The sequence below is a fragment of the Parasphingorhabdus sp. genome, from assembly GCF_048267785.1.
Classification (GTDB): domain Bacteria; phylum Pseudomonadota; class Alphaproteobacteria; order Sphingomonadales; family Sphingomonadaceae; genus Parasphingorhabdus.
The window spans coordinates 55756-80125 of sequence record NZ_JBLWWU010000005.1 but is presented as its reverse complement, the minus strand read 5'-3'; the positions used below and the strand labels follow the sequence as shown (position 1 = coordinate 80125).

Annotated in this window: 24 protein-coding genes; 12 read left to right on the top strand and 12 right to left on the bottom strand. The window is 58.1% G+C overall.

All coding sequences use genetic code 11. The features are described 5' to 3' along the window. The first annotated feature begins 74 nt into the window (after positions 1-74). The 3 genes from ubiA (at position 75) to ACN0VD_RS05605 (ending at position 3370) form a co-directional block, all read left to right on the top strand. On the top strand, positions 75-983 hold the full coding sequence (gene ubiA, locus ACN0VD_RS05615) for a 4-hydroxybenzoate octaprenyltransferase (protein WP_417592494.1): 909 nt from the start codon (positions 75-77) through the stop codon (positions 981-983). 95 nt (positions 984-1078) lie between these two features. Then, positions 1079-2095 carry an aldo/keto reductase gene (locus ACN0VD_RS05610; RefSeq protein ID WP_417592492.1) on the top strand — a complete coding sequence of 339 codons (1017 nt, stop codon included), beginning with the start codon at positions 1079-1081 and terminating at the stop codon, positions 2093-2095. Positions 2096-2236: 141 nt separating this feature from the next. Further along, the gene (locus ACN0VD_RS05605; protein ID WP_417592490.1) at positions 2237-3370 is read left to right on the top strand and encodes an NADH oxidase; all 1134 of its coding nucleotides are present in this window, start codon (positions 2237-2239) and stop codon (positions 3368-3370) included. 295 nt (positions 3371-3665) lie between these two features. Here the strand turns inward: ACN0VD_RS05605 and ACN0VD_RS05600 are convergent, their stop codons facing one another. Then, positions 3666-4046 carry a VOC family protein gene (locus ACN0VD_RS05600; protein WP_417592488.1) on the bottom strand — a complete coding sequence of 127 codons (381 nt, stop codon included), beginning with the start codon at positions 4044-4046 and terminating at the stop codon, positions 3666-3668. Further along, positions 4043-4444, bottom strand: a complete 402-nt coding sequence (locus ACN0VD_RS05595) for a VOC family protein (RefSeq protein WP_417592486.1) — start codon at positions 4442-4444, stop codon at positions 4043-4045. Before ACN0VD_RS05595 ends, ACN0VD_RS05600 begins: the two co-directional genes overlap by 4 nt. Positions 4445-4738: 294 nt before the next feature. Here ACN0VD_RS05595 and soxR point away from each other — a divergent pair, with 294 nt between their 5' ends. Continuing rightward, complete coding sequence (gene soxR, locus ACN0VD_RS05590) at positions 4739-5182, top strand: redox-sensitive transcriptional activator SoxR (RefSeq protein WP_417592740.1); 444 nt, start codon at positions 4739-4741, stop codon at positions 5180-5182. A 207-nt stretch (positions 5183-5389) separates the two neighbouring features. Further along, positions 5390-5680: a GIY-YIG nuclease family protein gene (locus tag ACN0VD_RS05585; RefSeq protein WP_417592484.1), complete on the top strand. Its 291-nt coding sequence runs from the start codon at positions 5390-5392 to the stop codon at positions 5678-5680. 101 nt (positions 5681-5781) lie between these two features. On the opposite strand, the gene ACN0VD_RS05580 is transcribed toward ACN0VD_RS05585, so the two are convergent. The 4 genes from ACN0VD_RS05580 to ACN0VD_RS05565 all read right to left on the bottom strand — a co-directional run bounded on the left by ACN0VD_RS05580 (position 5782) and on the right by ACN0VD_RS05565 (position 11432). Then, positions 5782-9219, bottom strand: a complete 3438-nt coding sequence (locus tag ACN0VD_RS05580; protein ID WP_417592482.1) for an AAA family ATPase — start codon at positions 9217-9219, stop codon at positions 5782-5784. A 72-nt stretch (positions 9220-9291) separates the two neighbouring features. Next, complete coding sequence (locus ACN0VD_RS05575; protein ID WP_417592480.1) at positions 9292-10035, bottom strand: thioredoxin domain-containing protein; 744 nt, start codon at positions 10033-10035, stop codon at positions 9292-9294. Between the two features lie 33 nt (positions 10036-10068). Then, positions 10069-10752, bottom strand: a complete 684-nt coding sequence (locus tag ACN0VD_RS05570; protein WP_417592478.1) for a DsbA family protein — start codon at positions 10750-10752, stop codon at positions 10069-10071. After that, entirely contained in the window at positions 10749-11432 is a 684-nt protein-coding gene (locus ACN0VD_RS05565) for a DUF721 domain-containing protein (protein ID WP_417592476.1), read from the bottom strand. Before ACN0VD_RS05565 ends, ACN0VD_RS05570 begins: the two co-directional genes overlap by 4 nt. 27 nt (positions 11433-11459) lie before the next feature. Here ACN0VD_RS05565 and mutY point away from each other — a divergent pair, with 27 nt between their 5' ends. The 3 genes from mutY to nudC all read left to right on the top strand — a co-directional run bounded on the left by mutY (position 11460) and on the right by nudC (position 14836). Next, positions 11460-12527: an A/G-specific adenine glycosylase gene (gene mutY, locus ACN0VD_RS05560; RefSeq protein ID WP_417592474.1), complete on the top strand. Its 1068-nt coding sequence runs from the start codon at positions 11460-11462 to the stop codon at positions 12525-12527. Continuing rightward, positions 12524-13867 (top strand): serine hydrolase domain-containing protein, encoded by a 1344-nt coding sequence (locus tag ACN0VD_RS05555; protein ID WP_417592472.1) that lies wholly within the window; start codon positions 12524-12526, stop codon positions 13865-13867. Before mutY ends, ACN0VD_RS05555 begins: the two co-directional genes overlap by 4 nt. A gap of 63 nt (positions 13868-13930) precedes the next feature. After that, positions 13931-14836: an NAD(+) diphosphatase gene (gene nudC, locus ACN0VD_RS05550; protein ID WP_417592470.1), complete on the top strand. Its 906-nt coding sequence runs from the start codon at positions 13931-13933 to the stop codon at positions 14834-14836. Positions 14837-14869: 33 nt separating this feature from the next. On the opposite strand, the gene ACN0VD_RS05545 is transcribed toward nudC, so the two are convergent. Next, entirely contained in the window at positions 14870-15283 is a 414-nt protein-coding gene (locus ACN0VD_RS05545; protein WP_417592468.1) for a DUF1489 family protein, read from the bottom strand. 157 nt (positions 15284-15440) lie between these two features. Here ACN0VD_RS05545 and ACN0VD_RS05540 point away from each other — a divergent pair, with 157 nt between their 5' ends. After that, positions 15441-15857, top strand: a complete 417-nt coding sequence (locus ACN0VD_RS05540) for a hypothetical protein (protein WP_417592466.1) — start codon at positions 15441-15443, stop codon at positions 15855-15857. 100 nt (positions 15858-15957) lie between these two features. On the opposite strand, the gene ACN0VD_RS05535 is transcribed toward ACN0VD_RS05540, so the two are convergent. Beyond that, on the bottom strand, positions 15958-16482 hold the full coding sequence (locus ACN0VD_RS05535) for a GNAT family N-acetyltransferase (protein ID WP_417592464.1): 525 nt from the start codon (positions 16480-16482) through the stop codon (positions 15958-15960). An 8-nt stretch (positions 16483-16490) separates the two neighbouring features. Beyond that, on the bottom strand, positions 16491-17900 hold the full coding sequence (mgtE, locus tag ACN0VD_RS05530; protein WP_417592462.1) for a magnesium transporter: 1410 nt from the start codon (positions 17898-17900) through the stop codon (positions 16491-16493). A 161-nt stretch (positions 17901-18061) separates the two neighbouring features. Between mgtE and ACN0VD_RS05525 the strand changes: the two genes are divergently transcribed. Both ACN0VD_RS05525 and ACN0VD_RS05520 read left to right on the top strand, forming a co-directional pair. Beyond that, positions 18062-18511: a peptidylprolyl isomerase gene (locus ACN0VD_RS05525; protein ID WP_417592460.1), complete on the top strand. Its 450-nt coding sequence runs from the start codon at positions 18062-18064 to the stop codon at positions 18509-18511. 9 nt (positions 18512-18520) lie between these two features. Then, positions 18521-19084: a carboxymuconolactone decarboxylase family protein gene (locus ACN0VD_RS05520; protein ID WP_417592458.1), complete on the top strand. Its 564-nt coding sequence runs from the start codon at positions 18521-18523 to the stop codon at positions 19082-19084. On the opposite strand, the gene ACN0VD_RS05515 is transcribed toward ACN0VD_RS05520, so the two are convergent. Then, a complete protein-coding gene (locus ACN0VD_RS05515; protein ID WP_417592456.1) occupies positions 19081-19959 on the bottom strand; it encodes a LysR substrate-binding domain-containing protein in 879 nt (292 codons plus the stop codon). The genes ACN0VD_RS05520 and ACN0VD_RS05515 overlap by 4 nt on opposite strands. A gap of 344 nt (positions 19960-20303) precedes the next feature. Between ACN0VD_RS05515 and ACN0VD_RS05510 the strand changes: the two genes are divergently transcribed. Next, positions 20304-22631, top strand: coding sequence for a CDC48 family AAA ATPase (locus tag ACN0VD_RS05510; RefSeq protein WP_417592454.1), 2328 nt, complete (start codon positions 20304-20306; stop codon positions 22629-22631). Here the strand turns inward: ACN0VD_RS05510 and ACN0VD_RS05505 are convergent. Both ACN0VD_RS05505 and ACN0VD_RS05500 read right to left on the bottom strand, forming a co-directional pair. Next, the gene (locus ACN0VD_RS05505) at positions 22628-23989 is read right to left on the bottom strand and encodes an MFS transporter (RefSeq protein ID WP_417592452.1); all 1362 of its coding nucleotides are present in this window, start codon (positions 23987-23989) and stop codon (positions 22628-22630) included. The two genes, ACN0VD_RS05510 and ACN0VD_RS05505, sit on opposite strands and share 4 nt — an antisense overlap. Positions 23990-24006: 17 nt before the next feature. Continuing rightward, the gene (locus ACN0VD_RS05500; protein WP_417592450.1) at positions 24007-24327 is read right to left on the bottom strand and encodes an antibiotic biosynthesis monooxygenase family protein; all 321 of its coding nucleotides are present in this window, start codon (positions 24325-24327) and stop codon (positions 24007-24009) included. Between the last annotated feature and the right edge of the window lie 43 nt (positions 24328-24370).

The window sequence follows — 24370 nt, the reverse complement described above, 5'->3', positions numbered from 1 at the left end:
CTTGTCGAAGGGCGTTTTGCGGTTATCGGAAAATGGGCTTCGACAGGCTCAGCCCGAACGGATAGAGTTATAACATGACCGAACAGATCGTCCCCGATTCCGAACATAAGGGCATCATCGGCCTGTTGCCCACCGCAGCGCGGCCCTTTGCCCTGCTCGCCCGTTTTGACCGCCCGATCGGCTGGTGGCTATTGTTCTGGCCCTGCGCCTGGGGCGTGGCGCTTGCCGGCGGCGCGATCGAGCGCTGGGACTTGCTTCTCTGGCTGCTGGTCGGATCGATCGCGATGCGCGGTGCGGGCTGTGTCTATAACGATATCGTCGACCGTGATCTCGACCAGCAAGTGGAGCGAACCCGTTCGCGGCCGCTGGCAAGCGGAACAACATCGCTGAAAGCTGCTTGGGCGTGGCTTGCGATATTGTGCCTGATCGGGTTGATGGTCTGGCTGCAGATCAACGGCACGGCCAAACTGGTGGCGCTCGGCAGTCTCGCCCTGGTCGCCGCCTATCCGTTCATGAAACGGATCACCTGGTGGCCACAGGCTTGGCTCGGGATGGTATTCAGCTGGGGCGCGCTGGTCGGCTGGCTGGCGATAAACCCACAATTCCACTGGGCTATGGTTTTGCTCTATCTCGGTTCGATTTTCTGGGTGATCGGCTATGACACGATCTACGCGCTGCAAGACCGCGAGGATGATGCTCTGGTCGGGATTCGCTCCAGCGCGCTGCGACTGGGCGAGAATGTCCGTTTCGGTGTGGTCACCTTTTACATCATTGCACTGGTCAGTTGGGCCGCCGCATTCTGGATGCTGCGCCCCCAATGGCTCGGTCTCGTGGCGCTTGTCCCCGTCGGACTGCATCTCCTTTGGCAGGTTGCGACCCTGAAAAGCGGTGATGGAGATGATGCGCTTGCCAAATTCCGTTCCAATCGCTTTGCTGGTCTGCTGATGTTTCTCGCCTGTCTGGTTCTCGGGCAGGCTGGCTAGTTATCAGCGAAATTGGATTGCGTTTCGCAACCCATGGCGGTTATGCTACTTAACCGTACAGTTAAGCCAACGTCAGATTTGCCGGAGAGATTTTCATGAAAAAACGCCGTCTGGGCCGAAGCCCGATATATGTATCCGAAATCTGCATGGGGACGATGACTTTTGGCAGCGCTGCCGATGAAGCCATGTCGCACCGGATCATGGACGAATCTGTCGAGGCGGGGATCAACTTTTTCGACACAGCGGAAAATTATCCGGTGCCGCCCAAACGGGAATGGGCAGGGGAGACCGAGAATATTGTCGGCCGCTGGATGAAGGGCAAGGATCGCGACAGCCTGATTATCGCGACGAAAGTCTCCGGTCCCAGCCATGGCTGGATAGAATCTTCGCAACGCGCGGGTATGACTGCCCTCGATCGCCACAACATCGTCAAGGCGCTCGACGACAGTCTCAAACGGCTCCAGACCGACTATATCGATCTCTACCAGACCCACTGGCCCGATCATGGCACTGCCTATGACGAGACGATGGAAGTGCTCGACGAGGAAATCCGCAAGGGCAAGATTCGCGCCATCGGCTGCTCCAATGAAACCAGCTGGGGCCTGATGAAATCGCTGGAAGCGTCCGAGCGGCTGGGTGTTACCCGCTATTGCACGATCCAGAATAATTTCAGCATGAACAATCGCCGGTTCGAGGATGAACTGGCGCAGGTCTGCCGTCAGGAGGGGGTCAGCCTGATCCCTTATTCGCCGCTCGCCGGCGGGGCCCTGTCGGGCAAATATAATGACGGAGCGCTGCCGGAAGGCGCGCGTTTCTCGGCCTATCTGAAAATGGGTGGACGTCAGGCGAAAATGGCGGAGCGCTTCGTCAATCCCAAGTCCGAGGAATCGACCAAGCGTTTCATGGCGATGGCCGACGAACTGGGCGTTGCGCCGGTGACGCTGGCCACCGCCTGGTCAAAGCAGCATGATTTTGTTGCTTCCACCATTGTCGGCGTAACCCACACTGATCAACTTCCCGAGATTTTTGCCGCTGCCGATCTGGTGCTCAGCGACGAGATGATGAAACGGATCTACAAGATCAGCCGCGAAATCATGTACCCGATGGGTTGATTCGAGAGGTCTGATTGACGAGGTTAAAACTGCCAAACAGATTATCGATGAAACGGTGACCGGTTTTTTCGAGATTACCGCAAGATTGGGGCACCTACCGCCACCAAAAATTTCCAGAAACACAAGAGAGAGGAATATCCAATGAGCCAATTTCCCGACGCAAAGCAACTGTGCACCACCGTTACCGAAGACGGCAAATCGATCCTGTCGATCGAGCCTTATGCTGTGCCCGAACCGAAAGAGCATGAAGTCGTCGTCCAGATGGAAGCGGTTCCGATCAACCCTTCCGATCTCGGCCTGCTGACTGCTGCGGCCAATATGGACACCGTCCGCAGCGAAACGGTTGATGGCCACCCGGCTTTGGTCGCTGATGTTGACCCCGCCATGCAGCCTTTCTTCAAGGGTCGTGCCGGCAAGAAGCTGGCTGCCGGTAACGAAGGCGCGGGCACCGTGGTTGCAGCCGGTTCTTCCGATGCGGCACAGGCGTTGATGGGCAAGGTTGTCACGATTGTCGGTGGCGAAATGTATCGCACCCATCGCATCATGCCCGCCATGATGTGCGTTCCGCTCCCCGAAGGCGCGCCGGCCAAGGAGGGCGCTTCCCTGTTCGTCAACCCGATGACCGCGCAGGGCTTTCTCAACACGATGCGGGCCGAAGGCCATGACGGACTGGTCCATACCGCTGCGGCATCCAATCTCGGTCAGATGCTGGCCAAGCTTTGCCTCAAGGAAGGCGTGCCGCTGGTCGCCATCGTGCGTTCCGATGCCCAGAAGAAGATCCTCACCGATATCGGCCTGACCCATGTGATCGACAGCACCAAGGACGATTTCATGGAACAGCTGATCGCTGCTCTGGCCGAAACCGGCGCGACGCTTGGGTTTGACGCCATCGGCGGCGGCAAGATGGCCAGCTATATTCTGACCGCAATGGAAAAGGCTGCGGCGGTGCGTGGCGCGGAATTCAGTGTTTACGGCTCCACCGTCAACAAGCAGGTCTATATCTACGGCCGTCTCGACACCGGCGAAACCATCCTCGGCGGCGGTCTCGGCCTTTACTGGGGCGTCGGCGGCTGGCTGCTCACTCCGCATCTGGAAAAGGTCGGCATGGAACGGATGATGGAAATGCGCATGTACACGGTCGAGGAGCGCAACGGCATCTTCCACAGCGACTATTCGAGCGAGATCAGTCTGATGGACATGATCGATCCGGACATCGCCAAGGGTTATGACAAGAAGGCGACCGGCGAGAAGGTGCTGGTCAATCCTAGTCTGTAGACGTTAGCGGCAATGATATCGTCATCCCGGACTTGATCCGGGGCCCAGAGCGACAGTGCGCCAATGTGGTGCTTGCCGCTCTGGGTCCTGAAACGAGTTCAGGATGACGATTCCCTCTCCCGTGAGGGAGAGGGGTGCGTAAGCTTGGCGAGGAACGAGCCTAGCGGAAGCTGGGTGAGGGTGTTCTGGCGGTTGTTGGGTGCGCCAATCTGACACCTGTGCACCCTCATCCAACTGCGGCTAAGCGCCTTCGGTGCTAAGCCTTCGTATCCTTCTCCCTTGAGGGAGAAGGGCGCTAGGCGTAACTCACCAGTTCCCACTCGATCCCGTTCCAGTCGAAGAAATAGAAGCGCCGTCCCGGTTCGTAATCGCCATGGTTGAAGGGCTCCAGCCCCGCTGCCACCACTTTCGCCTCGACCGCGTCCAGATCATCGACGGTCACGCCGATATGGTTCAGCGGCTCGCCTTTGTTGAACTTGGGATCGGCGGCGCGAACCTCCGGGTTGGTGTAGAGCGCGATATACTGCTCATCACTCCCGACGTGGATCGTGTGGCCATCCAACATTGATGGCCCCTCCCACCGGATATGCCAGCCAAAAAGATCGCGCAGCAGGTCGGCGCTCCGTTGCGGGTCGCTGACCGTGATGTTGACGTGCTCCAGAGTTGCTTGGGTCATTTTTCATTTCCTTTCTCCTTGGGTTGATGATTGATCCGCCAGGGCGGGAAGCGGCGGTTATCGCCGCCGTAGAACAGGCAGATCGGGTTGCCCGCCGGATCGCGAAGCCGCGCTTCGCGCCAGCCCCAGCTCTGGTCAGTGGGCCCTGTGTCGAAGGTGATGCCGGCCGATTGCAGTTTCGCAACTTTTGTGTCGAGATCATCGCATTCGAAGTAGATCATAGTCGTTGGCGCTCCGGTCTTCTCGACCGCGTGGATCGAGAAGGTTTCGCCCGAGGGCGTCTCGAACCGGGCATAGCGGGGCGGGGAGTCGACGATCTGGGTGAGGCCAAGCCGGCGGTAAAATGCCGCCGACCGGTCATAGTCGACGCATCCGACGGTGACCTGATTGAGCTTCATATGCTCTCTTCCTCGCAATATTGGCATCATTTCATTGGAAGAATTGGAAGCATGTTTTCCGCTTTTTTCTGCGGCCTTTTGAACTTGCCAATTCTCCATGCTTGTGATTCGTACAATCTCAAGCTAAGTTGAGGTCAAGCTATTATTTTGTGCTCCCGCGAAGGCGGGAGTCCATCTCGTGGGATACCATCTGATCGGAAGGGTGGGGGCGAACGCTATCTGTGCGTCAAGTCCATATATCACGAGATGGCCCCCGGCCTTTGCCGGGGAAAAGGAACCGCGAAGGAACCAATGATGCCGCAAACCAAAGCCCTGACCATCGGCGACCTCGCCGGCCGCACCGGTCTCTCGGTTTCCGCGATCCGCTTCTACGAGGAAAAGGGTTTGGTCGAACCTTTCCGCTCGGCCGGCGGCCAGCGGCGGTTCCTGCGCTCGGATATCCGCCGGCTCAGCTTCGTCCTGATCGCCCAGCAACTGGGCCTGAGCATCGGCGAGATTGAACGCCTGCTCACCAACTTACCCCACGGCCGCACACCGACGCAGGCCGACTGGACGCGGATCAGCAAGGCGATGCGCGGGGTGATCGACGCGCGGATCGCGGAGCTGGAACGCACGCGAGACCGGCTCGACGGCTGTATCGGTTGCGGCTGCCTGAGCCTGAAGAAATGTAAGCTTTATAATCCGGAGGACCGGGCGGGGCTAAAGGGGCCGGGGCCGCGGCTGGTTTTGGGGGATTGATAGAAGCGGTCAGTCGCGTCTTTCCGTTAGCCCTGAGCTTGTCGAAGGGCGCTTATCGTCTTAAAAAGTACTGCACCTATAGATGCTAATCGGGGTTCGACAGGCTCACCCCTAACGGTAAAAGGGTACTGTTGATAAAATCGGCCAGTTGCGACTTTCCGTTAGTCCTGAGCTTGTCGAAGGACGCCTCTAGGTTAGAACGCAATCATGGCCTTCTTCGTCTATATTCTGAAATGCTCCGACGGTAGCTTCTACACCGGTCACACAGACAATCTGGAACAGCGTATCGGCCAGCACCAAAATGGCTATTATAAGGGTTACACCTACAAACGTCGGCCGGTTGAATGTGTCTGGTCAGAGAATTTCTCTACCCGATACGAAGCCTTGGAGGCGGAAAAGCGGATCAAGGGCTGGACGAGGGCCAAGAAACAGGCGTTGATCGAGGGTGATTGGGAGTTGCTGTCTTTATTAGCCAAGAACCACCGTGATAGACGCTAGGCGGGGTTCGACAGGCTCACCCCTAACGGATTTTACCGATGGCCTTTTGACCCGCTAGCCCTGAGCCTGTCGCAGAGCGCTTGTCGGCCCGCACGCTGCCTTCACTCCGCCGCCAGCAACTCTTCCGCGGCGTTCAGATCGACCGACACCAGCTGCGAAATCCCGCGTTCGACCATGGTCACGCCGAACAATCGGTGCATCCGGCTCATGGTCACCGCATTATGGGTGACGATCAGATAGCGGGTGCTGGTTTCCGCGACCATCTTGTCGAGCAGGTCGCAGAAACGCTCGATATTGGCGTCGTCGAGCGGGGCATCGACCTCGTCGAGGACACAGATGGGTGCCGGATTGGTCAAAAACAGTCCGAAAATAAGTGCCACAGCAGTTAAGGCCTGTTCGCCGCCCGACAGCAGGGTCAACGAGGTCAGCTTCTTGCCGGGTGGCTGGGCCATGATTTCGAGGCCGGCTTCGAGCGGATCATCGCTGTTGATCAGTTCGAGATGGGCCTTGCCGCCGTCGAACAGCGTCGCGAACAGCCGCTGGAAATGCTGGTCGACTTCCTCGAATGCGGCGAGCAGGCGCTGGCGGCCTTCGCGGTTCAGGCTGCCGATCGATCCACGCAATTGATGGATCGCCTCATTGAGATCCTGGCTTTCCTTGGTCGAGATTTCCCACTCGCCTTCCAGTTCCGCCAGTTCGTCGGCGGCGACCAGATTGACCGGCCCGATCCGCTCGCGGCTGAGGGAGAGGCGTTCGAGTTCGGCTGACTCCTGCGATGCATCGCCAACCGTCTCTTCGTCAAATTCAAGCTTCTTTGGGAGAACGACAGCAGGGCATTCGAATTTCTCGGCCGAAATCCGGCCCATTTCCATCCGGCGCAGATCCTGGTTCTCGGCACGGGCTTTTGCTCCGGCGCGCAATTCACGCGCCTGGCTGAGCATTTCACTGGCCTGGTTGAGCCGGTCTTCATGGTCGCGCTGTGCCAGTTCGGCGGCCTGCAGAGCGGCGTCTTTCTCGACCACTTTTGCGTTGAGAGCTTCCTGCCGTTCTTCCAGCTTTGTGACCTCGACCTCGATCACCCGCGGCCGGTCGGCGAGATTTTCAACCTCGGCCTCGATCATGGCGCCGCGCTTGGCCATTTCCTTCATCCGCGCTTCGGCTTCGCCCGAGCGATCCTGCCACGAACGGATTTGCGCGCTGGCTACCGCCTTCTGTTCTTTCACCTGCGCAAGCCTCTGGTCGATACCGGAGAGCGCGGCTTGTGCAGACATGACCCGTTGTCGAGCCGCATCGCGCTGATCCTGCAAGGCCGCCCGCGCCCGTTCCTGCTCCGCGCCGTCTGGCTGGCCAGCGCGTTCCTTTTGCGCCGCTTCCAGTTCGGCAAGCGCGGTGGCATTTTCCGCTTTCAGCGCGGCATCCCGTTCGGCAAGGCTGGCGGTGCGTTTCTGCAGCCAGGCCAGCGCTTCTTCCGCCTGATCGGCTTCGCGCAATGACTGGCGTAGCGCTTCCTCGGCATCGCGCCGTGCGGTGCGGGCTTCACCGAGTTGGGTCTCGATCACCGACATTGCTTCGCGCCCCGCGACCAGAGTCGCTTCTGCCGCTGCGACCTTCTCCTCGGCCGGTACCAGCATTTCCTGCAATGCGCGCAGACGGTTGGCGCGGACCAGCCGCTCGGCGCTGGCGTTGCCATCGTCGCGGGCGACAAAGCCGTCCCAGCGGCGCAGCGCGCCAGCCTTGGTGACCAGCCTCTGGCCGACCGACAGTGGTTGTCCGTCATCGCTATCGGCGACAAAAATCTGGGACAGGCGATTGTGCAATTCGCCGGGAGCCAGCACCCGGTCGAGCAGCGTCTCGGTTCCGGCGGGTGGTGTGCCGGGAGAGGCGACATCGCCGCCGCCCCAGAAGCGGTCGCCGTCTTCGCCGACCGAGGCAAGCAGATCATCGCCGAGCGCCGCCGCCAATGCCCGTTCATAGCCGGGTGCCGGTTTCACCTGATCAATCGCCTTGTGCGCGCTTTCAACCTTCGACAGTTCGCGATCCAGCGCGTGATGTTCCGAGCGCAGTCCGGCCAGTTCCGCCTTCAGCGTGGCAAGGCCGGATTGCGCGGCATCGCGCGCCGCGGTGGCCTGAACCCGTTGTTCCTCGAGCGAGGCAATCTTGCCGCCGCTGCCGTCTGCTCTTTTCTGCGCCGCTTCCCGCGTTGCGATCGCCTCGGCAAGCGCGGTCTGCAGCTCTGCCTCGTCGCCCATTTCGGCGCGTTCGGCGTTGAGGCGATCCAGTTCGACCGCCAGCCGGTCATGGCGCGCCTGGGCAGCATCGACGGCGGCATTGGCGACTTTAATCTCAGCCTGAATCCGCGCTTCCTCGGCCACCGCCTTGGCGAGGTCTACTTCGGCTTCGCTGGCAGCGCGCTCGGATCGTTCGGCGGCGCGTTCGAGATCGGGTCGTTCCTTGCTCAGTTGTGACAATTCTGCCGAAAGTCGCTTTTCGTCCTGTTCGAGACGGTCCAGCGCCTCCATCGCATCGCGGGTGAGCTGGTCTTCGCGGGCATTGTCATCGTGAATCCGCTGGGCCTGCGCCTGCAGATCAAGCAACCGTGATTTCAGATTGTCGCGTTCGTTGGTCAGGGTCAGCAGCCGGTGGCTGGACTCGCTGGCTTCTTCCCGCGCCCGCTGAACCTCTGCCCGGAGAATGCCGAGAGCCTTGGCGCTTTCATTCTGCGCGGATACGGCGGCTTGCTGCTCGCTTTGTGCTTCGCTGACCTTGGCTTCGGCGGCTTCGGCTTCGGCTCTCGCGATATCGGCGGCGGCAGCGGCCTCTTTCCAGCGTGCGTAGATCAGACGCCCTTCAGCAGTGATGATTTCGTCGCTGAGTTTCTTGTAGCGCTCCGCCTGTTTGGCCTGCCGCCGGAGATTGGCGGCGCGCTGTTCCATATCGCCGAGAATATCATCGAGACGGGCGAGATTCTTCTCCGCCGCGCGCAATTTCTGCTCGGCATCCCTGCGCCGGACGTGCAGGCCGGAGATGCCGGCGGCTTCCTCCAGCATTTCCCGCCGCGCTTCGGGCTTGGAGGAAATGATATTGGATATCTTGCCCTGGCTGACGAGGGCAGGGCTGTGCGCGCCGGTAGCGGCATCGGCGAAGATCAGCGCGATATCCTTGGCCCGGACATCGGTGCCATTGGCGCGATAGGCGGAGCCCGAACCCCGCTCAATCCGGCGGACAATTTCCAGTTCGCTATCATTGTCGCCGACGTGGAGCGATGATACGTCGTTGGTTTCCCGTTCCGCTGACAGTGCCACTTCTGCAAATTGCCGTTCAGGCCGGTCCTGGGTACCGGCGAAGATCACATCCTCCATGCCGGCGCCGCGCATCGACTTGGCCGAATTTTCGCCCATCACCCAGCGGATGGCTTCCAGAAGGTTCGATTTCCCGCAGCCATTGGGGCCGACCACCCCGGTCAGCCCCTTTTCGATGCGCAGCTCTGTCGGATCGACAAAGCTTTTGAAGCCAGAAAGTCTGAGCTTCTTTATTTGCACGGGATCGCCCCCGTGCAGCCTTTATCAGTGAGCAGTTTCAAATCGCGCCCCCTCTTGCGATTGGTTCAGCGCCTACCGGGCGCCTGCTTCCTTCAATTTGGTTTCGATCATCGTCCAGTTGGTACCATCGACCTTTTGCCCGTTTATCAGAAATGTCGGCGTTCCCTCGATATCGAATTGCTCGGCCGCTTTTTGGGTATTGGTCATGAGCATTTCCGCCGCTGCCGTATCCGCCAGACATGCTTTTGCCTGATCTTCAGAAATACCGCGCTGTTGGAAAAAGGTGATCAGGCCAAGCTGTTCGGCGAGGCGAACGAAACGCGATTCCGGTGCAGATTTCAATATGTCACTATAGGTTGCTTCGCCCATGGCCTGTGCTTTTTCGAACATCGTCGCCTGATAACCCAATGCCTGTTCGGTCAACGGGAAAAACGGGGCTTCGCCGCTGCAGCGGGACAATATGGCAGCAGAAAGATCCAATGGATCGCGCACAAAGTTGCGGATTTCAAAGCTCACCCGACCGCTCTCGACATATTGATCGCGCAGCGGTGCAAAGGCTTCCTCGCCAAAATCCTTACAGTGCGAGCAGGTGATCGACATATATTCTACCAGTTTGATCGGGGCGTCAGGATTTCCCATGACAACGCCGCCAGATTCGGTTTTGGAAACCGTTTCGGACCATTTCTGTCCGGCGGGAGCTTCGACCGCTTCCACTGCCGAGCCAGAGCTTATTCCGGTCTCGCCTTCGGTGGCTTCGCCACAGGCGGTCAGCGCCAGAGCAAGGGCCAAAGGTGCAATATAGTTGAATGTGCGCATATTCTGTTCCTGTTTTCTCAATGGGTCGTGTGTCTATTGCGGAAGTGTCAGCAATTTAGGCCGCAAAGCCGCCCAACTGTGGACATTTTCAAGCGGTTTGTCGGCAAGCGTGAAGCTGGGTGTTCCGCTTAGTTTGAGCGTGTCTCTGGCATATTTTGTCATCGCCAATATCTTGTCCTGCTCGACCTTGTTGGACAGGCAGGCATCGATCTGGCCCGCGGTATAGCCACGCGCCTTCATCAATGTGTCGAGACCGGCTGCCTTGGCAATTTTCTTGAGCCGTTCGGGTACGGTGCCATCGTTCATCGTTTTCATGATTTCCGGGGAGGTCGACTGAAATTTCTTCAGCCAGTCCGACTGCTTCGTCAGCAAAGCGTGGTGATTTCCGAAGAATTTGGTCCGTCCACCGCAGCGGGCGAGCATCGCAGCCGTCAGATCGATCGGGTTGAGGATCAGGTTGCGGATTTCAAAGCTGACATAGCCTTTCCGGACGAAATTCGTCTTGAGGGCGTCATGGGAATCTTTCTCGAATGCAGCGCAGTGGTTGCAGGTATAGCTCATATATTCCGTCAGCTTGTGCCGGGCGAGCGGGTTGCCCATCATATGGCCGCCCATGGCAGACAGGGTGACCCGATCGGTTTGCTCTGCGGATGCCGGTGCGACGATCATGGTTGCAGCCACCAGTCCCGAAGCAAGATACGCGCCTTTAAAATTCATCTCTCGTCCTTCTTCCTGTCACCGCCACCGATCTTGCCGATAACCTTTATGCTCGTTTGCGCATCTTTCTTAGGGACCGCTTCCGCCTTTGCAACTGCCGATGCGAGCGATTCGAGTACCCGGTTCAATTCCGCATCGCCAATATCCCTCAGATTCTCGCCCAGCTGGATCGGGGCAGGCTTGAGCGAGGCGGGCAGGGGGACCCTTTTTTCCTTGTCTTTCTTGGGTGTTATGGCGCCTTGTCTGAATCGGACCTGACTGATTGCACCATAGCCGAAGAAGCGGTTTACCCGGTCGATGATATCCGGGGCGATATGCTGCATCATCGTGGCATAGGCGCCTGAAACCAGCAGATGCAGGGTTCCTCCCTCTTTTTCGCCGCGTGGAAAGCGGATTGATTCGGGCAGCGAGACGGCGGCATAGCGTTCGCCGACAATCTCGGCCCAGCGGCTCACCACCGAACTCTGGATGAAGCCGTAGCGGCGAAAGGCGGCGCGGCCGATTTCGGGCACCAGGTCGGAGATGCTTTTCGCTGGCCCGCCGCGCGGACGCTGATATTTCTGATATGCTTTGGCGGCCGGCTTTTTGGCGGCCTTTTTTGGCGATTTTCCGGGCGCAGCCGTACCGTTTCCGACGGTTTTCGCCTTTTCGTCACCAAAATTGCCAATTTTCTTCGCCATTATGTCCTTTTATGGCATGGCGCGGCCATGCCCGTCGATAGCTTCCCCGCCAAAGCAGGTAAAATTTCTGCCAATATCGGTGCACATTATGTGGATAAGGCACGCAAACTGCCCTGGCGCTCGCCACCGGGCAGCAATTTGCCCGATCCCTATCATGTCTGGCTGTCTGAAGTCATGCTCCAGCAGACGACGGTTGGCGCGGTCAAAAGCTATTTCGAGAAATTCATCCGGCGCTGGCCGACGGTTCAGGACCTGGCGCGTGCCGATGAAGCGGATGTCATGGCCGCCTGGGCGGGTCTCGGCTATTATGCCCGGGCGCGTAATCTTCGCAAATGCGCGGTGCATGTCACTGAGAATATGAATGGAATCTTTCCTCGGAAAGAGTCTGAACTCCTCAAATTGCCCGGCGTGGGTGCCTATACCGCTGCTGCCATCGCCGCGATTGCCTTTGCCGAGCGCGCGGTTGTCGTGGATGCCAATATCGAGCGGCTGGTGGCGCGGCTCTTTGCCATCGATACGCCGCTGCCCAAAGGCAAGGTCGAGATCCGGGCGGCGATGGATGCGATCACGCCGCGCCACGGGGCCGGGGATTTTGCCCAGGCCTGCATGGATATTGGCGCGACCATCTGCACATCGAAAAATCCGAAATGCGGAATCTGTCCGGTGCAGAAACAATGCGCGGCCTACGCGACAGGTGACATGGAACGCTATCCGGTCAAGCCACCAAAGAAAGCCAAGCCGGTTCGCCGCGCGCGGTTTTTCTGGATCGAGCAGCAGGACAGAATCCTGCTGGCGACGCGGCCGCCGAAAGGCATGCTCGGCGGGATGCGGTCGCTGCCCGACGACGGCTGGGCGGCCGGCAAGGATGGTCATGCCACGCCGCCGATCGCGGGCGAATGGCGCGTGCACGACAATATTGTTCAGCACAGCTTCACCCATTTTTCGCTTGAGGTGGATTTGGCCGTTTATCAGGATGAGAAAATCGTTACTAACAGTGATGACAATATCTGGTGGCCGCTGGATGATATAGCGCAGGCGGGACTGCCTACGCTTTATGCCAAGGCCGTGAAATGGAAACTGAAGGAAGAAAAATGACTGTTGGACAACCTGCCACTTCGTCTCTTGGTGCTTCATTCTCGCGGCGGTCCGTGCTCGGCGGAATCGGAACGGGCACCTTTCTGGCCACCATGCCGGGCATTGCGTTTGCGAAAGAAGCAGGAACCAGTTTTCCCGGTCTGACCAGGATCATCCATGAATATGTCGCGGAAAAGAAGGTCGCCGGCATGATGGCGATGATCGGCTTTGGCCAGGCGCCCGCTCAGGTGATTTCTGCCGGCTCGCTCAAGCTTGGCGGCGATACGCGGGTTGGTCCCAATACCCTGTGGCGGATGTATTCGCAGACCAAGCCGATTACCGGCATGGCGACGATGATGCTGGTTGAAGACGGCCTGATCTCTCTCGACCAGCCATTGTCCGACTTCTTCCCGGAATTCGCCGATATGCAAGTCCTGCTTGATCCCGAAGGCGCACTCGAAAATGTCGAACCGGCCAAAGAGCCGATCACCATTCGCCAGTTGCAGACCCATACGGCCGGTCTCGGCTACACCATCATTTCCAAAGGGCCGATTCAGAAGGCCTATCTCGCTGCCGGTCTGACCCCCGGCCGCGTTAGCCGGAACCGGATCCCCGGCATCGATCCCGGCGCGCCGACCCCCGACATCATGACCTTCGTCAAGCGCCTCTCGGAACTGCCATTGGTCTATCAGCCCGGCACGCAGTGGAGCTATTCGCTCAGCCATGATGTTCTCAGCGCGGTGATCGAGAAAGTATCCGGCAAGCCGCTCGATCAGTTTCTTCAGGAGCGGATGTTCGGGCCGCTGGGCATGACCAACATGTTTTATAATGTTCCCGCAGACCGGGCGGGCGATCTTGCGGATAATTACGCGCCATTTGCCGGAGCACTGATCCCGATTGATCCCGGTGCGACCAGCATTTTTCTCGACAAGCCCGCCTTTGCCTTCGGCAGTACGGGGCTGGTCGGTACCGCCGGCGATTACGACAAATTCCTGCAAATGCTTCTCGGTTTCGGCAAGCTCGGTAATGTGCGGGTTATGAAACCGGAGACAGTGAAGCTTGGCATGTCCAATCTCTTGCCCGAGACGGCCAGCACCAAGGGTACCTGGGTCGCCAATCACGGCTTCGGTGCCGGTGGCCGCTCTGGTCTGGGGACCGAAGTCAGTCCGGCAGGGACATTCGGCTGGGGCGGGGCCGCTGGTACATCGGCTTTTGTCGATACTGTGCGTGGTTTGCGGGCCGGGGGCTATACCCAGTATATTCCTTCGAATGCCTATCCTTTTCAGTCGGATTTCCCGAAATATGTATATGCGGACCTGACGGGGACGGCGCAGGCCGGAGCCGGTAAAACCAGTCCCTGATCGACGCCAACCCGCTCTCCGTTCAGGAAAGCGGCAAAAAACTAAAAAAGTTCAGGAGACAAGATGTTGATCGCCAAAAATAGCAAAGTGCCGACGTTCGCCGGTGGAACCCTCGACCGTGCCGATCAGGTGCGGGTGAATCCCGACAAGCTGCGTGCCGCGATGATGAACCCGCGCGCGAAGCTGCTCAAGCTGGATGGGCTGAACCCGGTTTTTGATGATCGCGGTGAGCTCGCCTGGGGCGCAGCCTATGAAGCCTCGCCGGACAACGACCTGCTGTTGCTTGGCATCGACGATGACACGCCCTTGTTCACGGAATTGAATGGAGCAGGGGACGCCGGTCCCGCCGCCAATCGGGCGCTATGGCAGACTCTGGGCGGATTGCCCGCCGATCAGGCCGCCATTTATGCAACAGCGCGGAGTCTGGTTGACTGGCACGCACGCCACAAATTTTGCGCGCAATGCGGACAGCCGACCCAGTCGCGCAAAGGTGGATGGGCGCGTCTCTGTGACCGCGAGAATGATGGTTGCGGCGCAGAGCATTTCCCGCGCACCGATCCGGTCGCGATCATGTTGTCGGAATGCGAAGGCAAGGTATTGCTCGGTCGTCAGCCACGATTTCCGCCGAAAAGCTTTTCCGCGCTGGCCGGGTTTCTGGAACCGGGAGAGAGTATCGAAGGCTGCGTGAAACGCGAATTGTTTGAAGAAGCGGGCATCCATGTGCATGATGTTCGCTATGTCGCGAGCCAGCCTTGGCCTTTTCCATCGTCGCTGATGATCGCCTGTACCAGCGTCACCGACGACCCGACGCTGACCCTCGATGAGGAAGAGATCGAGGAAGCGGCCTGGTTCTCGCTCGACGAGGTGAAAGCAGCAATGGCCGGCGAGCCGGGCGCGCTGTTCGTCGCTCCGCCCCCTTTTGCCATTGCTCATGATTTGCTGAAACACTGGGTGGAGAGCAAAGGCTGAACAGCGCGATCGCGGGCCAATAGTAAGGCCCGTTTAGACCAGCCCCAGACTGGCGAGCTCGCCGAGCATCTCTGCCGGCATTGCCTCTGCTCCTTCCGCGCCGTCGCCGAGATCGGGCGGAGCATCTTTTTCCTCCAGATAGCGCCAGCCCTGATGGGCCCGCTTCGGGAGCGGCTGAACCGCGATCAGTCGTGGCTCCAGCCGAATCCACTGTCGTCCCTGACCATTTTCCATGAACCCGATAATCGGCGAGCGACCGACAATCTTCTTGGCATGAATCCAGTATAGTGAACCGCCGACCATTTCTTCATGGCGTTTCGGCAAATAGCGGGTGGTTAGCCGCGCCTCACCTCCGGTGGCGGCATTGTCTTTGTGCGATTCGAGCCAGTTTCGGAGCGTTGCCGGGCTTTCGCTGCGATAGGCAATCTTGGTCATGTTGAGTGGCATGGATAACATCTGTGTGGCACGACCGGTTTAGTCAAGCTCCTTGCCGATGTGATTGTCCTGGAAAGAGGAGAGCATAGCAGATTATTGTAATTTATTATTGCAAATGATTATCAATATCATACTATGGGTGCGGTCGATCAGCGAGGAGAAACATCTAGTGGATGAGATAATAGAAAAACTGGCGTTGTCATTGCCGGATATCCGGACGTTGCCGTCGGTCGAGGCGAGGCTGATTATTGCCTTTCGATTGGCCGTGGTTGCGACAAGAAATGCTTATGACTGTTTCGATCATTTGTCGGACAGGCTGGGAGGAAGGCTGGCGGCAACGCGGATATTGATATTGGCGGAAACCATCGGATCGGCCTGGCCGGAGCCTTTTCAGATCGGGCGGCCCTGCTGTTCGCAAACCACCCATGACGAAATATGGCTGATCGCATCTATTCGGCTGGCAGTATGCGAAAACAGACCCGGCTATGATGCGCTTTGCTGCGACATGATCGGCGACGGCGAACGGGAGCGTATATATAATGACCTGCGCAATTTTGTCGCTGTTTATACCGGGCCGAGAAGCTGACCCTCTTGCTGTCCGGCTTTCTTGTCTTCAGGATTCCTGACCAAGATCTGCAACTTGGGTGTGATCGGCGGAACGGAACGACGAGGCAATGGTGCTCGCATCACCCTGACGATTCTGGCCGCGACCGTTCGAACATCCTGACCGTTTTCTGCTGATATTCGGCCTCGCCGGTGGGCCGATAGCCAAGCCTTTCCGCGAGGCGGATCGACGGGATATTTTCGGGACTAATAATGCAAACCGTCTTGTCAGGACTGAACGTTTCATCCAGCCAGTTTTGCGCTGCCGTCATCGCTTCCCGGGCATAGCCTTTGCCATGCCCCGCTTCCGCCAATACCCAAGCGGCTTCGTGGAAGGGATCAAAACCGGGGCCAAGTCCGCGCCGGAAATCACTATATCCCGCTTCTCCCAGAAATCGTCCGGACGATTTCTCTATCAGCGCAAACAGGCCGTAACCCATGATTTCCCAGCGTCCGAAATAGCCCAGAAACCGCAACCATGCCTCGGCTTCCGTGGCGGGTGCGCCGCTGATATATTTCACGACGGCCGGGTCTTGCCACAATGCGCGGCAAGCCTCGAAATCGTCGGCGATATGTGGACGGAGCAACAGGCGTTCGGTTTCAATCATTGGCTAATCTAGAGGCTGACCATCCCGCTGCCGACCGCGAGGCTGAGGAAGGCGAGAAAGCCCATCGTATCGGTGATCATTGTGACAAAGACCGATGACGCGAGGGCCGGGTCCTGATCCAGGCGGTCGAGCATGACCGGCACGAATATCCCGGCAAATCCCGCAATCACGATATTGATCAGCATGGCGGCTGCAATGACGCCACCGAGCATGGGGTTGATAAAGACCAGGCCGGTGCCGAGCCCGACAAGCACAGCAATGGTGGCACCGTTGAGCAGGGCTATACGGAATTCCCGGCCGATAATCCGGCGGGTGTTCGAACGGGTCAGTTCGTTCATCGCCAGCGCGCGCACCGAGACTGCCATCGTCTGGGTTCCGGCATTGCCACCGATTGATGCCACGATCGGCATCAATATGGCCAACGCCACCATTTGTTCAATTGCAGCTCCGAATATCGAAATGACGAAGCTTGCGACCAGCGCGGTCGCCAGATTGGTGACCAGCCAGCGGACACGCGCCTTGTAACTGTCGCGGATCGGTTCGTTGATATCGCCGTCGCCGGCACCGGACAGCAGCAGCACGTCTTCGCTGGCCTCGTCCTCGACAATATGGAGAATATCATCGACGGTGATCATACCGATCAGCCGCCCGTCATCATTGACCACGGCCGCCGAAATCAGATTATATTTCTGAAAGCGCAGCGCAACCTCTTCCTGGTCCATGTCTACCGGAATCAACGTCTGTTCCCGTTTCATCACATCGGCGATGGCAATGTCGCGCGGGGTACGGAGAATCCAGCTAAGCTGGCAGGTGCCAATTGGCCGGAACGCCGGATCGACCACGTAAATTTCCCAGAATTCTGTCGTCAGATCATCATTCTTGCGGAGATAGTCGATCAGGTCGCCGACCATCATATGTTCGGGCACCGCGACAAATTCGCGCTGCATGATCCGCCCGGCGGTTTCTTCTTCGTAGGTGAGAGCGCTTTCAATGGCGGCGCGGTCTTCGGCATCGAGCTCGGCAAGGACCGCTTGCTGCTCGCCCTCGTCGAGGTCCTCGATAATCGAGACCGCGTCATCGGTGTCCAGTTGTTCGGTCAGGTCCGCGATCTGGCCGGCATCGAGCACGTCGATCAGATCTTCGCGAACATGTTCGTTCATCTCGGCGAGCACATCGGCGCTGACCAGATCACCGAGCGCGCTGGCCAGCGGTGCACGCTCATCCGCATCGACCAGTTCGAACAGATCGGCAATATCGGCATTGTGGAGCGGATTGACCAACTCCTGCGCCAGCGCCGAATCATTTTCCTCGACCGCTTCGGAAACCGAGCGGACAAATTCGTCGGTTAGACGGTTGTCGTCGTCATGAACATCCTCGCGCAAGATTTCGGCGTGCGGGGCGTCGTTGCTCTCGGTCATCGCGATGCTCCCCTGCTGTGCGTGTTAGGCTGCTTACTAGTCGTGGCGACCCTGCAATTGCAATCTTTTGTGACATTTATCGTAAGGCAGGGTGATTTTTGCGGTGGTGGTGCCTATATGCGCCCCAAGAACGATTCACCGAACGAAAAGGAAAATAGCTGATGGCGCACGAAAAAATGACTCTCCACCTCGATACCGGCGACGTAGAAATCAAGTTGCGGCCCGATCTCGCGCCCAACCATGTTGCCCGGATCACCGAACTGGCGTCCGAGGGGTTTTATGACGGCGTTGTGTTCCACCGCGTCATCGATGGTTTCATGGCACAGGGCGGCGACCCGACCGGTACCGGCATGTCCGGCAGCGACAAGCCCGATATCGCGCAGGAATTTTCTGATGCGCCGCATGCGGAAGGCGTTTGCTCGATGGCCCGCACGATGGACCCCAATAGCGCCAACAGCCAGTTTTTCATCTGTCTCGATGATGCCAGCTTCCTCGATGGCCAATATACGGTTTGGGGCGAAGTGACCTCCGGCATGGAAGCGGTGCACGCGCTTCCCAAAGGTGAACCACCAGCGAAGCCAGGCGCGATCAAGTCCGTCACGCTCGGCTGATCCGCCAAAATGCGTCTCGATAAACCTAGAATCGCCCCGCTCGCCGAGTCAGAATTGGACGACAAGAGCCGGGCGATGCTGGGTGAGCGCTTTCGCTCCGGCAAGATCTTGAATATTTTCCGGACGCTGATCAAGGCACCCAAAGCTTACAAGGCCTTCATGTGGTGGGGTGGCTACATCCTGTCCGATCACAATGACCTGCCAGCCCGCGAACGCGAGGTCATCATCCTGCGCACCGGCTTCAACTGGAAATCCGGCTATGAATGGGCACAGCATGTCCGCATCGGCAAGGATTGCGGACTGACCGACGAAGAGATTGAGCGGATCAAGGCCGGACCCGATGCGCCGGGCTGGTCTCCGATCGAAAGCGCCATGTTGCGGGCAACCGATGAACTGACCAGCAATGGGCATATTAGCGATGCTACCTGGGCGGCGCTCGCGGAACTGACCGAAAAACAGCGCATGGATCTGGTCATGACCGTGGGCCAATATAGCCAGGTATCGATGTTGCTGAACAGTTTTGGCGTTCAACTGGACGATGATCTGGTTCTAGACCCCGACCTGACCGGCTAAAGTCCCGCTTTCACTACCCAATCATGAAAAATCCGTACCGCGCGGTTCTTCCGGTCGCGTTTGCGGCAGACAAACCAGTAGCTGTACGGGCTGTCGACGTCATGGTCGAACAGCCGGACCAGTCGCGGATCATGCGCATCGGAAAAATGGCTGCCGTGCATGATCGCGATACCGAGTCCCTGAGCCGCGGCTTCGAGCATCAGCGGACCACTGTTGATCTGGTCGATACCGGCCGGTTCAAGATCCGGCAGTCCCACCGCTTCCTTCCACTGGTCAAAGGCGCGGGTCATATTGCTGTGAATCAGGATATTGTGATTTTTCAGATCTTCGGGACTGTTGATCGCATTGGGTCCCCTGGTCAGTTCCGCCGAGGCAATGGCGTAGACCTTGTTGGAGTCAAGCTTGACCGAGTAGAGGTTGGGGTCAACGTGGTCACTGATGATGATGGCTGCGTCGACGGCGTCTCCAAGCATATTTTCAGCATGAGCTGATGTATCAACGTCAATATGCAGCTTGGGATAGAGTTTCTTGAGCTCGGGGAGTCGTGGCAAGAGACGCGTCGCGCCGAATAACGGAAGAACACCCAGACGCAGGCGCATATCGCCGCCGCTAACCGTCATATGGTCCACTGCCTCGCCAATGGTTTCCATTGCCGGGGCCACCGCCTTTAGTAATGTCTCGCCATCCTCGTTGAGGACCATTGACTGGTTTCGGCGTTCGAACAGCGGTTTGCCGATATGATCTTCCAGCGATTTTATTCGCCGGCTGAGAGCAGGCGCGGACAGCGCCAGTTCTGCTGCCGCAGCCTTGGATGATCCCAGGCGGGCGACGCGAATAAAGGCTTCAAGGGCTCGAAGGGGAGGAAGGCGGCGCATAGAGTTCTCGATATTGTTCCTGAATCAGCTTTGTGCAACGCAAAAATAGAGAGGGAATCACGCCATTGGCGGAAAACTGTCACTATCATTAATGCTAAGTTGCAAGATGTGCAACCTACAATGTTCTTTTCGCACTTGCACAATTATTGGTTCCGCTGCATTTAGGATGAGCCTTTCAGGCATCCTCTCCTAAAAACTTTTACAGGCCAGTTCTTCGGAACTGGCCTTTTTTTTGGCTAAATTTTGCAATGTGAACCTTCTTTTGAAAATCAGGGTCGCATATCGGTCTCGCGATACCTATCTTATTGGAAACAACCAAAACGATATTGAGGAGATACGCCCCCGTGTCCGATCCAGTGCCAATTAAAGACAAGTCCGAAGGTGATGGCAAGTCGATAAAACTGCAAGTCGCTAATGCAAGGCCCGAAGACAGTGGTCGCGGACTGGCCCGGCTGTCCCGCGATAATCTTGGCCAACTGGGATTGATCGAGGGCGATATTGTCGAAATAGTCGGGAAACAGACGACTCCGGCCCGTGCGGTCCTGCCTTATCCCGAAGACGAGGGTCTGGATTTTGTCCGGCTCGATGGTCTGCAGCGCGCCAATGCCGGCGTCGGAGCAGGAGATTTTGTCGAAATCCGCAAGGTCGAATCGAAACCGGCAAAGAAAGTTGTTTTCGCGCCGGCACAGAAGGATCTGCGCCTGGAGGGCAACGGGACTGGCCTGAAACGCAGTTTCATGGGGCGTCCGCTCAAATCCGGAGATTTCGTCGCAACCCACGGCCAGCAGCAGGTCGATCGTGGCGATATGCCCCCACAATTGCGGCAAATGCTCGCGGCTCCTGCTTTCTCATTGACGCAAATACGACTCAACGTTGTTACGACCATACCCAAGGGGATCGTCCATATAGATGACGAGACCGAAGTTGAACTGCGTCCGGAATATGAAGAGTCGACCGAACATCGCCGTGCCGATGTGACATATGATGATATCGGCGGCTTACATGAAACGATCGATCAGTTGCGTGAAATGGTAGAATTGCCGTTGCGTTACCCGCAACTATTTACCCGGCTTGGCGTCGATCCACCACGCGGCGTGTTGTTGCATGGCCCTCCGGGGACCGGCAAGACCCGGCTCGCCCGCGCGGTCGCCAACGAAAGTGAAGCAGAGTTTTTCCTGATCAACGGTCCCGAAATCATGGGCTCGGCATTTGGTGAGTCGGAAAAGAAACTGCGCGAAATATTTGAAGCGGCGACCAAGGCTGCACCATCGATTCTGTTTATTGACGAGATCGATTCGATCGCGCCGAAGCGCGGACAGGTGCAGGGCGAAGCCGAAAAACGTCTGGTGGCGCAATTACTCACCCTGATGGACGGCCTTGAATCGCGGGTCAATCTGGTCGTTATTGCGGCCACCAATCGTCCCGAAGCGATTGACGAGGCGCTGCGCCGTCCCGGGCGTTTTGACCGGGAAATCATTGTCGGAGTGCCGGATGTTGCCGGTCGGCGTGAAATTCTGGGCATCCACACCCGCGGAATGCCGCTCGACAAGGCGGTTGACCTGAAAGAACTTGCGCGGACCACTTATGGTTTTGTCGGAGCAGATCTGGCCGCCTTGACGCGGGAGGCGGCGATCGAGGCCGTGCGCCGGATCATGCCGAAGCTGAATCTGGAAGCGGAGACCGTGCCACCGGAAGTGCTCGATGAACTGGTTGTGCAACGGCATGATTTTGTCGAGGCGCTGAAACGGGTTCAGCCTTCCGCGATGCGCGAAGTGATGGTTCAGGCACCCGATGTCCGCTGGGAGGATATCGGTGGTCTTGATGATGCGCAGATGCGGCTGAAAGAAGGTATCGAACTGCCAATGAAAAATCCGGAGGCCTTTACCCGTCTGGGCATTCGTCCGGCCAAGGGTTTTCTGCTCTATGGTCCGCCCGGAACCGGTAAAACCTTGCTGGCCAAGGCGGTCGCCCGTGAAGCCGAGGCAAATTTCATCGCCACCAAATCAAGCGATCTGCTTTCCAAATGGTATGGCGAGAGCGAGCAACAGATTGCGCGTCTGTTTGCACGGGCCAGGCAGGTCGCCCCGACGATATTGTTCATCGACGAGATTGACAGTCTGGTTCCGGCACGGGGTGGCGGAATGGGCGAACCCCAGGTCACCGAGCGGGTGGTCAATACGATTCTTGCTGAAATGGATGGTCTGGAAGAAATGCAGTCGGTGATTCTGATCGGTGCGACCAATCGCCCCGGTCTGGTCGATCCGGCCTTGTTAAGGCCGGGCCGGTTCGATGAACTGGTCTATGTGCCGGTTCCGGGCAAAGTCGGTCGCCGTCGCATATTGGCCATTCACACGTCCAAGATGCCGCTGGCCAAGGATGTCGATCTCGATAAGGTGGCAGAAAACACCGATCGCTATTCGGGCGCTGATCTGGAAGATTTGGTTCGTCGGGCCGGGCTTTACGCGTTGCGCGAATTTGGTGGGTTGGTGGAAACCGTTCAGATGAAGCATTTCGAAAAGGCGCTGGAAGACAGCCGTGCTTCGGTGACGCCGGAAATGGAGGAAGAATATTCCAAAATGGAAGCGCAACTGAAGCAGAATGCGCTGCGCGTCGAACCGATTGGCTTTGTGGCACCGGGAATGTTGACACCGGTCAGGGACAGCAAACACTAGTTGTCGGAAATGATCCGGTCGTCGGGCTCGAGGGTCTTGAAGCCCCAGCCAAAGAGGAACAGGCAGACGGTTGTTGCCACCCAGAAAGGCAATGGGCCGGCATAGGTGTAGAGCAGGACACCAATCGCGGGAGAGGCAATGAAGGCCATGCCATTTACCGATGCGACGATGCCGGCCACGCCGTTCTGCTCCGACCGCCGTACCGCAAGCGAAGCGCCGCCGGTGAAGCCTGGACGGAACAGGCCAAAGCCCAGTGACGCCACCGCGAAGCCGATGATGATGCCGTGAAGATCATGGGACAGGCCGATGATCAGGCAGCCCAATGCTCCCAGGACCATGCCCCATAATATCGAGGCCCGCGGTCCCATTTGCAGCAGCGGGATCAGGCCCCATTGCGCCAGCAATGTTGCTGCGGCGCCGGACATCAGAACGATGCCGGTCATCTGGATTCCCGTTTCCGGGTCTTCGCGCAAACCCAGTCGGTCGAGTATCAGAAACCCGACGACTCCCAGTATCAGAGCATGGGCATTGCCACCCAATATGCCAGTGATCAGCCAAGGCTTGATGCGGCTGTCACCCCAGCGCAATTGCGGAGGTACCGCATTTTCTTCTTCTGCCTCTTCATCGTCGTCTTTCAAGCTGTTGGAAGATGGGGCAGAGCTATAGGGTTCGGACGTCACCACGCCGCGTGCTTTGAATCCGGGATTGTCATTTGGCAGTTTGAGCGCCAGGGCGATCATCACCAAAATACCGATTGCGGCAAAGGCGAACATCGGGCTGGAAAGTCCGAGAACCGGAAGGATCAGCAAAGGAGCAATGGCGGGACCTACAATTGTCCCAAGACCGAAGGATGATGAAATCAGGGATAGAGCTTTTGTCCGGTCGGCGCGCGCGGTTCGGGCAGCGACATAGGCCTGCACCGCTGGCGGGGCAGCCGATCCCAGGCCACCATAGAGGCTGCGGAAAACGGCAAACAGAACAAAGGTCCACACTGCGTTATACCAGCCAAGAAGTCCCAGAAACAGAGACAATCCGGCCAGCGCAAAGGAGGATGTAAATCCAATCATGCCCAGGCGCATCAAGGCTTTGCGACCGCGATGGTCCGACTGGCGTGCCCATTTCGGTGCGGTATAAACCCATAACAGGGCGGACCAGCTAAATGCCGCACTCACCCAGAAATCCGGGATTTCGAGCTGTGTCCCGATTGTCGGCAATATAGATTGCATGGCGGTATTGCCCGACGCCGTTACCAGCATGACCGAAAATAACAGGGCCATCCGGGTACCATCTATTGGCTTGGTGCCGGGAGAGTCCGCAGATTTCCGGTTTTGCGGTTCAATGTCAGGAGAATCAGCCATGCTCGCCCTATGCCACGCTATTTCTGCCAGTCATAGGCGCGTTCAATACGGGCGACATGAAGGCTGTATTCGCTATACCATTCACCGCGTCCGCGTTCTCGTATGACAGCATGGTCGGGGTGGTCGCGCCACGCCCGCGCGCAATCGTCATCGCGCCAATAGCTGACCGTGATCCCGAAGCCGTCCGCAGATCTGGCGTGATCTTCGCCAAGATAGCCGGGTTGTTGTGATGCCAGTTCGGCCATCGCAGCCGCGGCGGCCTGATAGGCCTCTTCGCCCTCAGCGGTACGCGTAGCGCAAAAAATAACGGCAATGGAGTCTTTTGGATGGAGTTGCATCACATGCTTTTAGTCGTTCCGTTATCACCGGCAACCGCTATTA